At 70.0% G+C, this 11,097-nt stretch carries 10 protein-coding genes; 3 read left to right on the plus strand and 7 right to left on the minus strand.

The window, feature by feature from the left end; all coding sequences use genetic code 11:
• A partial coding sequence (locus tag ACWEKS_RS47555) for a LuxR C-terminal-related transcriptional regulator (RefSeq protein WP_452346295.1) occupies positions 1 to 1,370 on the plus strand: 1,370 nt, incomplete at its 5' end.
• Positions 1,371 to 1,391: 21 nt separating this feature from the next.
• Here ACWEKS_RS47555 and ACWEKS_RS47560 read toward each other — a convergent pair.
• Positions 1,392 to 2,507: an alcohol dehydrogenase catalytic domain-containing protein gene (locus ACWEKS_RS47560; RefSeq protein ID WP_452346296.1), complete on the minus strand. Its 1,116-nt coding sequence runs from the start codon at positions 2,505 to 2,507 to the stop codon at positions 1,392 to 1,394.
• A 75-nt stretch (positions 2,508 to 2,582) separates the two neighbouring features.
• On the opposite strand from ACWEKS_RS47560, the gene ACWEKS_RS47565 reads away from it, so the two are divergent.
• Entirely contained in the window at positions 2,583 to 3,239 is a 657-nt protein-coding gene (locus ACWEKS_RS47565; RefSeq protein WP_452346297.1) for a class I SAM-dependent methyltransferase, read from the plus strand.
• Positions 3,240 to 3,245: 6 nt separating this feature from the next.
• Here the strand turns inward: ACWEKS_RS47565 and ACWEKS_RS47570 are convergent, their stop codons facing one another.
• From ACWEKS_RS47570 to ACWEKS_RS47580, 3 genes are all read right to left on the minus strand, one after another.
• Entirely contained in the window at positions 3,246 to 3,995 is a 750-nt protein-coding gene (locus tag ACWEKS_RS47570; protein ID WP_452346298.1) for a hypothetical protein, read from the minus strand.
• Positions 3,996 to 4,083: 88 nt separating this feature from the next.
• Complete coding sequence (locus ACWEKS_RS47575) at positions 4,084 to 5,493, minus strand: pentapeptide repeat-containing protein (protein ID WP_452346299.1); 1,410 nt, start codon at positions 5,491 to 5,493, stop codon at positions 4,084 to 4,086.
• A 302-nt stretch (positions 5,494 to 5,795) separates the two neighbouring features.
• Positions 5,796 to 7,040, minus strand: coding sequence for an MFS transporter (locus ACWEKS_RS47580; protein ID WP_452346300.1), 1,245 nt, complete (start codon positions 7,038 to 7,040; stop codon positions 5,796 to 5,798).
• A gap of 93 nt (positions 7,041 to 7,133) precedes the next feature.
• On the opposite strand from ACWEKS_RS47580, the gene ACWEKS_RS47585 reads away from it, so the two are divergent.
• Positions 7,134 to 7,595 carry an ArsR/SmtB family transcription factor gene (locus tag ACWEKS_RS47585; protein WP_452346301.1) on the plus strand — a complete coding sequence of 154 codons (462 nt, stop codon included), beginning with the start codon at positions 7,134 to 7,136 and terminating at the stop codon, positions 7,593 to 7,595.
• A gap of 115 nt (positions 7,596 to 7,710) precedes the next feature.
• Here ACWEKS_RS47585 and ACWEKS_RS47590 read toward each other — a convergent pair whose 3' ends face one another.
• From ACWEKS_RS47590 to ACWEKS_RS47600, 3 genes are all read right to left on the minus strand, one after another.
• Positions 7,711 to 7,869: a hypothetical protein gene (locus tag ACWEKS_RS47590; protein ID WP_452346302.1), complete on the minus strand. Its 159-nt coding sequence runs from the start codon at positions 7,867 to 7,869 to the stop codon at positions 7,711 to 7,713.
• Positions 7,839 to 9,554, minus strand: a complete 1,716-nt coding sequence (locus ACWEKS_RS47595) for a protein kinase domain-containing protein (protein WP_452346303.1) — start codon at positions 9,552 to 9,554, stop codon at positions 7,839 to 7,841. The genes ACWEKS_RS47590 and ACWEKS_RS47595 overlap by 31 nt, the downstream gene beginning before the upstream one ends.
• 84 nt (positions 9,555 to 9,638) lie before the next feature.
• Positions 9,639 to 10,979, minus strand: a complete 1,341-nt coding sequence (locus tag ACWEKS_RS47600; RefSeq protein WP_452346304.1) for a M16 family metallopeptidase — start codon at positions 10,977 to 10,979, stop codon at positions 9,639 to 9,641.
• Positions 10,980 to 11,097 lie beyond the last annotated feature (118 nt).

Below are 11,097 nucleotides of genomic sequence, written 5' to 3' on the forward strand. Positions count from 1 at the left end.
TGGACAAGTCGATCCTGATCCGCGAGGAAACCGAGGGCACGGTCCGCTTCCGGATGCTCGAGACCGTTCAGGAATACGGCCGGGAGCAGGCCGAGAACAGCGGGAAATACCCGGAATACGTTCGACGGCATCGGGATTGGTGCGAGCGGTTGGTACTCCAGGTGGAAGCGGAATGGATCGGCCCGCACCAGCTGCAGTGGATTGCCCGATTGGAGCGGGAGCTGCCGAATCTGCGAAACGCGCTGGAGTTCAGTCTGTCCGAGTCGGGCGAAACCGCGTTGCGGATCGTCACCGCCCTGTACCAGTTCTGGACATTGCGCGGGCGGCTCGGCGAGGGCCGCCGCTGGTACGAGCGCGCGCTGGCCCAATCGACCGATGCACCGCCGCTGGGTCGGGCCAAGGCTCGCTGCGGGGCCGCCACGATGGCCGTCCTGCAGGGTGACCTACCGGCCGCCGCCGAGCACGTGGCGCAGCTCGAGGCCCTGGCCGAGCAGACGGCGGACCCACTGGTCGCGGCCCTGCTCGCCCACGCCAAGGGAAACTATTTCCTCACGGGCGGTGCTGACAATCCGGCTGATGCGGGTACCGCCCTGCTGGCCGATGCCATCGACATCTACGAGGCATCCGGTGACCTCAAATCGCAGCTGGACGCCCGGATTTCGCTCGGCTGGGTTTACGCGCAACAGGGCGACATCCCGCGGGCTCTCGCGGGCCTCGAGAAGGCGCTCGCGATCACCGAATCCGCCGGTGAGACGGTGTATCGGTCGTGGGTGCTGTGGGCGATGGGATTCGCCGTGTGGCGAACCGGTGAGCCCGATCGCGCCACCTCTCTGTTGCTGGAGGGAATTCGAGCGGCCCGGCTGGTGTCCGATCCGGTCGTCGCCACCATCTGTCTGGAGGCGCTGGCTTGGATCGCGACCGAGCAGCGCGATGCCCGCCGCGCCGCTACCCTGCTGGGCGCCGCCGATACGCTCGGCCGCATCGGTGGCAGCTCCATCCCGATGTTGCCCAATATGCTCGTCTACCACGAGGAATTCACCCGCCGCAGTCGCGAGATACTCGGCGCGCGTGCCTTCGAGGCGGCCCATCGGGAAGGCGCCGCACTGAGTTTCGATGCCGCAGCGGGCTTCGCGCTCGGCGAGCAAGCCGAAGCGGCCGCGCCGCCCCGCCGTTCCGGAGGAAAACTGACCAAGCGTGAGCGCCAGGTCGCCGATCTCGTCGCGGACGGCCTGACCAACCGGGCGATCGCGGCCCGGCTGGTGATTTCACCACGCACCGCCAATGCACACGTGGAACATATCCTGACCAAACTGGGGTTCACCTCGCGCGCACAGATCGCGGCCTGGGCCGCCGAACAGGCCGAACTCTGAACTGCGCCGGGATCGGGCGGGTCAGTCGAAGAGGATCACCTGGCGGAGGGCGTGGCCGGCGGCCAGTTCGTCCATGGCGGCGTTGATGTCTTCGAGGCGGATGTGGGCGGAGACGAGGCGTTCGACGGGGAGGTTGCCCGCGCGCCACATGCGGACGAATTCGGGGATGTCGCGGGCGGGGACGGCGGAGCCGAGGTAGCTGCCGATGATGGCGCGGCCCTGGGCTACCAGGGCGAGGGGGGAGATGGAGGCCCGGGCGTCGGGGGCGGGGAGGCCTACGGTGACGGTGACGCCGCCGGGAGCTGTTGCGGCTACGGCGGTTTCGAAGGCTCGGATGTTGCCCGCGGCTTCGATGACCGCCTCGGCCTGGATGGTGCCGGCGGCGATTTCCTGAGGGGTGTAGGCGGCGGTGGCGCCGAGTTCCAGGGCGGTCTTCAGTTTGTCGGGGACGGTGTCGACGGCGATGACCTCGCGGTCGGTGCCGGCGCGGAGGGCGGCGGCGACCAGGACGGCAGCCATGCCGACGCCGCCGAGGCCGACAACCATGATGCGGTCGGCGGGACCGGGTTTGGCCGAATTCAGCAGGGCGCCACCGCCGGTGAGGACGGCGCAGCCGAGGACGGCGGCCACCTCGGGTGGGACATCGTCGTCGACCGGGACCACCGAGCGGCGATCCACAACAGCGTGCGTGGCGAAGGCCGAAACACCCAGGTGGTGATGGACTTCCGCGCCGTCGCGCAGCAATCGCCTTCCGCCGGCGAGCAATTCGCCCGCATTGTTGGCGAGACTGCCGGGTTCGCAGGGGGTGCGGCCGTCGGTGGCGCAGCCGGCGCACTCGCCGCAGCGGGGCAGGAAGGTCATGACGACCCGCTGGCCCACGCGCAGGTCGCTCTCACCGGGGCCGACCGCCTCGATGCGGCCGGATGCCTCGTGGCCCAGCAGCATCGGCACCGGCCGCACCCGGTTGCCGTCCACCACGGACAGATCCGAGTGGCACAGCCCGGCCGCTTCGATCTTGACGAGCAGTTCGCCGGGTCCGGGTTCGCCCAGCTCCAGCTCGCTGATGGTGATCGGCTTCGAGTCGCCGAAGGGCGTCTGGGCCCCGATGCGTTCCAGGACGGCACCACGAATCCTCATGCGCCCGACGCTACTCCATCGCACCTTCCCAGACAGTGCGAAATCTGCTTCCATTGAGGCCGGACAGGAGCATCCATGAGCACATCGCTGACCACCGGCAATCGAGCCTGCAATCATGTGGTGACGCAGTTCTTCGGCACCGTCGCCCGCGCCTACGACACCGCCGCCCTGCAGCAGGTCGTCTACCGCCCGCCGCAGGATCAGGTCCTCGCCGAACTTCGCACCGCCGGATCGCGCCGCATCGCCGACATCGGCTGCGGCACCGGCATTCTCACCGCCCGCATCCAGCGCGAACTGCGCCCCGAGGCGGTCTACGGCGTGGATGCCTCGCCGGGCATGCTGGCCCAGGCCCGCGCCCGCTCCGCCGCCGTGCAGTGGCGGCAGGCCGCCGCCGAGCATCTGCCCTTCGCCGCGGGCGAACTGGACGCGATCGTGAGCACCAGCGCCTTCCACTTCTTCGATCATCCGGTCGCGCTGCGCGAATTCCATCGGGTGCTGGCGCCCGGCGGGCTCGTCGCCATCGCGACCATGCATCCCTCCGGCCCGACCTCCCGGCCCATTCAGCGGCTCACCCGCAGCCCGCGTTTCCCGGCCCACGCGCCTTCACCGCGCGAGACCCGGAAACTGCTGCAGGACGCCGGATTCGAGGTCGTCGATCAGCGCAAGATCACCCGGCCGCTGCCGTCGTGGCTGATCCCCGACATCATCACCGTCGGACGGCGCGGGCGGTAATCGCGGTCACTTCCCCGGGTCGTCGCCGCCGCGGAAGCACACGGTGAGCTCGAGTTTGTTCCAGACCACCCAGACCGCGCCACGGCCGTCGCGCGGACAGCCCGCACCCGAGGTGGCGCCCTCGAGCACCGCGGTCGCCTGGACGATGTGGTCACCCGGAGTCCCGCAGGCGACCTTGGACGGGACATCCATATCGGCGGTGTCGTAGCAGACCCCGGTCCGCCAGTCGAAGGTCAGGCACAGGTGGTAGCGGGCCTTGCCGGTCTTGTCCTTGGGCGCGGATTCCAGCGTGTACAGCGGGCCCGAGCAGGGGTCCGGGCCGATCTGCAGCACCCGGTAGTTCGCGTCCACCGAGTTGCAGTCCGACGGCTCCGGCGAGCCGGCCTTCCAACTCGGTGCGCCGGAGGCGTCCTTGGCCTGCTGGATGGGCACCTCGACACAGTCCCCCGCCTTCAGCGCGGCCATCGGATCGGGGGCGTCGGGCCTGGCGGAGGTGGTCGGCAGCCCGGCCTGTACGAGTTCCGGTGGCGCGGCAATCGCCTTGCCCGCGACGGTGTCCCGGGGCAGCGGCGAAATCATGGCGGTCATCGCGCCGAACACCAGCACCCAGCCGACCAGGGCCGAGCCCGCTGCCACCGCGCGCGTCCCGCGGCTCGCCCGATGCGGTGTCCGTCGCGCTCGGCTCGCGACCGTCGCCGCGAGGCAGAGCAGCAGCACCGCCACATCGGCAGCCCAACCGACGCCGTGGCTCCCCACCACACAATCCCCTGTCTCAACTCAACTCGTCTGCAAGCTATCCCACCGGTGAGCTTCGGGCAAAACCGGCGAACAGCCCGCGACGGGCTCAGGAGGCGAGTTCGGGGGTGGACTCGGCGAGCGCGGGCGGCCAGGGCGTCGGGGTGATATTGGCCGGTTTGGTGGCGGGGCCGGCGTCCCAGTCGAAGTGGACGCCGACCCATGCCCGGGGTTGTTCGAAGGTGATGGCGCGCGCGTCGAAGGAGACGCGGCGGAAGGAGATGTCGCCGAAGAAGTCGCCACCCGCGAAGGTCACCGACCGCCCCGCGAACACGGCATCGGCGAAGGAGACCTTCCCGTGGTACTCGGCCCGGGCGAAGGACACCTCCTGGGTGCGGCCGGTGCGCCACCGCACCTGCGCGCCCAGCCGGGTGCCGTCGAAGGAACAGGACTCGGAGTAGAAGCGGGAACCGGCGAAAGTCACCCGCGCGCCGGTGAACTCGGCACCGGCGAAGCTGACCCGGTCGCCGTCGAACACGGCGCGTTCGAAGGTGGTCAGGGCCGCGGCGAAGCCGGCCTCGGCGAAGACGGCGGGCTCGCCCGCGAAGGTGACGCGGTCGAATGCCGTTCGCGCGCCCCGGAATTGCGCGCCCTCGAAACTCACGCCGCCACCGAAAGTGGCCTCGGTGAAGGTGGCTCCGGCATTCTCGCGGTCGGTCCGGTCGACCTCGGTGTGCGCGAAGACCGCCCGGTCGAAGACGGCCATGCTGCGGAAGACGGCCCCGCGGAAGGTGACCCGCTCCCCCAGGAACCGCGTCTGCTCGAAGGACACGGTGCGGCCGCTGAGGAACATGGCGTTGGTGAAGCGGGTGTTGCGGCCCGCGAAGACGGCGTGCCGGAAGTCGGCGTTCTCGAACACGGCGTCGGAGAAGTCGAAATCACAGCCGCACCATGGGGTTTCGGCAGCAGGACGCAGATGCTCGGCGATCACCCGCACGATGGTGTCGCGGACCTGCCGATCGTTCTGGCGATAGGTGTACACCCGTTCCACGGCCGTGCCGTGATCCTCGATGCGCTGCGATCTGGAGGCCAGGTGACTGGCCCCCTCCTCCGGTTGATACGGCAGCCGTAGGTACCCGCACAGCACATCCACGCACTGCTGCCGCCGCCAGCGGGCGGAGAATTCGTCGGCCACCCCGGCCATGGCGTAGACCCCGGCGATGCGCACCGCCACATCGGGATCCCCGAGCTGACGGGCGGCGGCCCCGAAGACATCGGCGAAGCGCCCGCGCTCGGCATCACGCTGCCGCCGGTAGGCCACCACCAGGGCGACCGCTCCGAAGACACCCGCCGTCACGGCGAGCGAAATCTTGCTCAGATCCAGCTGATTCGGCGTCTCGGCCCGCGCGCCCAGGAAGTGCCACAGCACCCACCAGGTGACGCCCGCGACGGCGAGCCCGCCGAGCACGGCCACCACCGCCGACACCATCAGGCCCGATCGGTGTACCGTCCGGCTCACCACCCCACCGAACCTCCACCGCCGCATAGCCGAAGAATAGCGACCCCGGCCCGGTCACGCATCGGATGCGACAATTCCACCGCGACTTCGCGCACCCGAAAATCGCAACACGCCAAACCGTTTCGCCGAGAATGTGGTGTGCCTGCGCGGCAGCAGCACAGAGTCGATACGGCGCAGCACCGCCTCCGACCGGCAGCACCACCTCCGACCGGCAGCAGCGCCGTATCCGCCTGGTGCCGAATACGGCGTCCGCCCGGCGACACAGGGTCACCGGGCGGACGCAGGCACGGCCATTCGGGAAATCAGGCGGCCGTCGCTGCCTCCACGGGCTCCTCCACCTCCGCGGCCTCCGCATTGCGGCGCAGCCCGATACCGGCGGCACCCAGGCACGCCAGCGCCACCACGACCACGAACCACGGGAACACGGTGCTCAGCCCCCAGGTGGTGGCCGCCCAGCCCGCCACCACGGTCGGCACCGCCATGGCCGAGTAGGCCAGCAGGTAGTAGGCGGACATGGTCTCGCCCCGCTTGTGCTGCGGGACAACGTTGGACAGGTGCCGCAGCGATCCGCCGAAGCCGAGCCCGAAGGTGCCGCCGAGGGCGAATCCGGCCAGCAGCACCAGCACCCAGTTGTGGGTGTTCAGCGCCGGAATCGTGATCACCAGCGCGATCGCCATGCCGATATCGCCGGCGATGGCCGCGCGCCGGGCCGGAATCCCGCCCGCGATGGCCTGCGCGATCGCACCCGCGGTCGCTGTCGAAGCCACCACCGCACCGCCGAAGACCAGATTGTGGATGCCCGTCTTGGCCGAGGCCAGCGACGGATACAGCGACAGCAGCACGCCCAGCACCGACCAGGCCGCCATCACGCCCAGCGCCGAGAACCAGAAGTCACCGCGGATCTCCTGCGGCACAGCCGGTTTGGCAATGGTGATGCGCTGCTTCTGCCGCGCCCCGTGCGGCTCCCGCAGCGCCAGCACACCGGCCGCGATGAGCACGCACACCAGTGTGATCACCACATACGGCGTGCGCAGCGGATGCGGCGCGTACTGGGCCAGCACCGCCGAACCCAGAATCGCCACGGCCATACCGACATTGAAGGCCACCCCGGACAGCTGCCCGGACCGCGCGCCCTGCTGCGGCCGCAGATCAAGCAGTGCCGCCGCGCCCGCCACCACGGTCGCGCCGACCGCGGCCCCGTGCACCGCCCGGGCCAGCAGCAGCATGGCCACATTGTCGGCGAGCAGGAATACCACCAGGCCCACGATCATGAGGGCGAACGCACCCAGCAGGACCGGCTTGCGGCCCACCACGTCCGAGATCCTCCCCGAAACCAGTACCGCGCCCAGCGCCGCGACCGCGTAGGCGGCGAAGACGAAGGTCGTGGTGAGCGGGGAGAAATGCCAGCTCTGCTGATAGATCCCGTACAGCGGGGCCGGTGCGCCCGAAACGCCCAGTGCCACACCGCTGGCCGCGAGGATGAGCGCATAGGCCCAGGTCTGGCTGCCCTGTTCGGCTCGAGTCGTAACCACCGTTGCCGATGCCATCGAACCCTCCATCAGGTAAGTTTGATTATGATCGAACCAAACCCTACGCGGGGTTCGACGATTATCAAACTAGAAATCCGAGTGAGGTAGCTCATGCCCGACACCGAAGCGCTGCCCGCGGTGGCCCCGCTGCCCGCGGTGCTCGGCGCACTACAGGACCCGATACGCCTGGAGATCGTCCGGCGCCTGGCCAGTGCCGGCACCCCGCTGCGCTGCAGCCTGACCTACGACGGCGTCAGCAAATCGACCGCCGCCCACCACTTCAAGATCCTGCGCGAGGCCGGCGTCACCGCCCGCGTCACCATCGACGGCAACACCCACCTGCGCCTGCGCTCCGCCGACCTGGACACCGCCCTCCCCGGCCTGCTCGCCGCGGTACTGGCGGCCGCGAATCGTGAACGCGATGACACTCCGGCCGGCGCGGACACCCCGGCCGGCGCGGGCGAGCGATTCGTGACCCGAGAACAGTTCGTCGCCGCGTCAGGCGCCGCGCCGACAGCTGATCTCGCGGCATTCCGGGCCGATCAGGACGCCGCCTGGCCGGGTCACCACTGACCGGCAGAACGATCTCGCCCGCACCACATCATCCGGCGGTGACCCGGGCGGCGGCCGATTGCGCACGCAGCGACTCGTTTTCGCGGCGCAGATCTTCGATCTCCGCGGTCAGCCGCTATTGCTCGGCGGCGTAGCGGCGTTCCAGGGCGATGGCCTGGTCGAGGCGTTCCTTGGTGAAGCGGGGGCGGATGTATTCGACGCAGTTCCAGTGGCAGGCCCCGACGGTGATGACGATCGCCTCGATCAGGATCGGGTGAGCGGCAGGGACTTCCACCAGTCGACCACGCCGCTCGGGGTGGCCGGATTGCCCCGGGTGTACAGCAGGAGCTTCTCCCGCGCGGGATCGTCGAAGAAGGTGGTGGCGAAGGCGGTGGAAGGCACGTCCGGAACGGAATCGAAGCGCAGATTCGTGTATTGCTTTGCGCCGCAGTACTCCTTGAAGGAGAGGTTCTCGAAGGTGCTGCCCGCCGGGCGGATTCGATTCGCCACCGCGCGGGCCGCCGCGCCCGAACCGTAGGCGAACAGGACGTACTCGCGGACGTCGTGGTCGGCCGAGTACTGGCAGTCCCAGGCCGCCGACCACCCTTCGAAGGCCCACGGCGGCAGGAAATCCTTGGTGTCGTGATCCACCACCCGGCAACTCGCGGCGCGAAAACCCGCACCGAGCTCGGGCATCCGGGGAACCAGTCCCGGGAATTGCGCACTGATCTCGCCGATCTCGGCGACGGGCTCCTTCGGCTTCTCCGACTTGCCCAACGGCGTGAACAGGAAGACCGCCAGCCCCAGCGCGGCCGTCAGGCAGGTGCCGAGCAGCACCACCGTCCGCACCCCGACCGGCCAGCGGCGCATCGACCGCGGCGAAGTCGCCTCCGCCGGTGGCGCTTTCAGATGCCGGCCGGTGGGCGGCTCGAACAGGTCCGGGATGTCGACCAGCCGTCCCGAGCGCAATGCGACCGAGGACTGTGGCACCCGCCGCTGCCCCGAGGTCTCCGCGGGCGCCGCCCGGCGCGCGACCGGCGCCGATCGAACCGCGTTCGGATTCCCCCGGCGGACGGCCGGTGAATTCGCCCGGCGGGCAGGGGTTTCCGGGCCCCGCGCCCGCGTGGGGGCTTGCCCCGGGCCCGCCGCGACCCCGGCCGTCAGCGCCCGCTGCGCCGCCGCCGCGAATTCCGAACACGACGGGTATCGCTCTTCCGGATTCTTCGCCAGCGCCCGCGCCAGCACCGGATCCAGCGCCGTGGGCAGCCCGGGCCGCAGGCTCGCGACCGACGGCGGCCTGTCGTACAGGTGCGACTTGACGATGGCCCCGAGATCGGCGGCCGGGAACAACGGCACCCCGGTGAGCAGCCGAAACAGCGTGCAGGCCAACGAGTATTGGTCCGACCGATGGTCGACCGGGTGATTCTGCAACTGCTCCGGAGCGGCGTAGGCCAGCGTCGCCATCACCGAGCCGGACCCGGTGAGGCGTCCGGTGTCCTCCTGCAGCCGCGCGATCCCGAAGTCGGTGAGCAGCACCCCCGCCTGCTGTTCCCGGGTCTCGCGGGCCAGCAGGATATTGGCGGGCTTCACATCTCGGTGCAGCACGCCCACCCGGTGCGCGTAGTCGAGGGCGTCGGCGGTGGCGGTGACGATCTCCACCGCCCGCTCGGGCGACATATCGGTCACCGCCTCGGCCTCGGTGCCGTCGACGTACTGCATGGCGATCCACAGCCGCCCGTGCTCGACACCCCGGTCGTACACCGTGACCACGCCGGGGTGATTGAGCCGCGCGGCGAGGTCGGCCTCGCGTTCGAAGCGGGTGTGAGTCACGGTGTCGCCGTGGTACTCCGAGTTCAGCACCTTCAGCGCGATCCACCGGGGCAGCCGCGGATGCCGGGCCAGGTACACGGCCCCCATGCCGCCGCGCCCCAGCTCTCGCTCGATCACGTACCCGGCGAAGTTCTCACCTGGAGAAAGCACAACCCCTCCCATTCCGGCGAGGTGATCATAGCCACAAACGGGCATACCTCACCGGCCAGGCGGGACTACTGCCGAGTAGCGATCTCAGTCCACGAGATGACGCACGGCGGCGGGCAGGTCGCGGGTGCGGCGGTAGGGTCCGGCCACCGCGACGCCGAAGGGGCGGGCGAGCAGGGCGGCCGCGATCCGGGAAACCTCATCCGTGGTGACTTCGTCTATGCGAGCGAGGGTTTCGGACACGCTGCGGTGGTTGCCGTAGCTGAGTTCCGAGCGGCCGATCCGGTTCATGCGCGAACCGGAATCCTCCAGCCCCAGCACCAGACCGCCCCGTAGCGAACCCTTGGCGCGGGCGCATTCGGCGTCGGTGATGCCGTCGGCGGCCACCTCCTCGAGCACCCCGCGCGCCAAACTCGCGACGCGGCCCAGGTTTTCGGGCTGGCAGCCGAGGTAGACCGAGAACGCGCCGGTGTCGGCGAAGGTGTCGACGCTGGAGTACACCGAGTACGCCAGTCCGCGCTCCTCCCGAATGCGCTGGAACAGCCGCGAACTCAGCCCGCCGCCCAGCACCGTGTTGAGCACCGACAGCGGCCAGCGCTTCTCGCCCTCGTGCCGGCCGAAGGCGCGGGTGCCGAACACCAGATGCGCCTGTTCGCTGTCGCGCTGGATGCGCAGCAGCTCCGGATTGCCGCGCGGCCGGAACCGGCCCTCGCGCCGCGGAGCGGGTTCCAGCCCGGATTCGAGCTGATTCCCGAAGGCGCGGTAGACCAGTTCGACGGTGTGCTCGTGCTCGATATTGCCGGCCACCGCCACCACCATGCGGTCGGGCCGGTAGCGGCGCTGGTGGAACGAGCGCAGCTGCTGGGCCTGCATGGCCTCGATGGTCTCGACACTGCCGATCACCGGGCGGCCGATCGGATGATCACCGAACAGCGCGGTGAGGAAGCTGTCGCCGACGATGTCCTCGGGATCGTCGTCGCGCATGGAGATCTCCTCCAGCACGACCTGCCGTTCCACCGACACGTCCTCGGCGCGGCACAGCCCGTTCATCACCACGTCGGTGACCAGGTCCACCGCCAGCGGCAGATCCTCGTCCAGCACGTGCGCGTAGTAGCAGGTCTGCTCCTTGGCGGTGAAGGCGTTCAGCTCACCGCCGACCGCGTCCATGGCCTGCGCGATATCCAGCGCCGAGCGCGAGGGCGTGGCCTTGAACAGCAGATGCTCGAGGAAGTGCGCGGCGCCGGCCACGGTCGGGCCCTCGTCGCGCGAGCCGACCCCGACCCACACGCCGATCGAGGCCGAGCGCACGCCCGGCACATGCTCGGTGACCACCCGTAGACCGCCGGGCAGTACGGTGCGGCGCACGCCGATATCCGTTGCGGGCGCTCGATTCTGGGCAACCACCAGTGAAGAGCCCCCCTGCTCCAGATTCCGGAGCAAGGGGGCCGTGTCTGTCGCGGGGGGGGCGGGGCCCCCCCCCCCCCCCGGCGGGGGGGTGGGGACCCGAGAAATAAAAAAAAAAGGTGGGGGGGGGCGCCGCCGCGGG

The sequence above is a fragment of the Nocardia sp. NPDC004711 genome, from assembly GCF_053601595.1.

Excerpts from the sequence above, each read along its gene's own strand:
- ACWEKS_RS47560 (WP_452346296.1), bottom strand. The coding sequence starts at position 2,507 with ATGAGGATTCGTGGTGCCGTCCTGGAACGCATCGGGGCCCAGACGCCC.
- ACWEKS_RS47565 (WP_452346297.1), top strand. The coding sequence starts at position 2,583 with ATGAGCACATCGCTGACCACCGGCAATCGAGCCTGCAATCATGTGGTG.
- ACWEKS_RS47580 (WP_452346300.1), bottom strand. The coding sequence starts at position 7,040 with ATGGCATCGGCAACGGTGGTTACGACTCGAGCCGAACAGGGCAGCCAG.
- ACWEKS_RS47585 (WP_452346301.1), top strand. The coding sequence starts at position 7,134 with ATGCCCGACACCGAAGCGCTGCCCGCGGTGGCCCCGCTGCCCGCGGTG.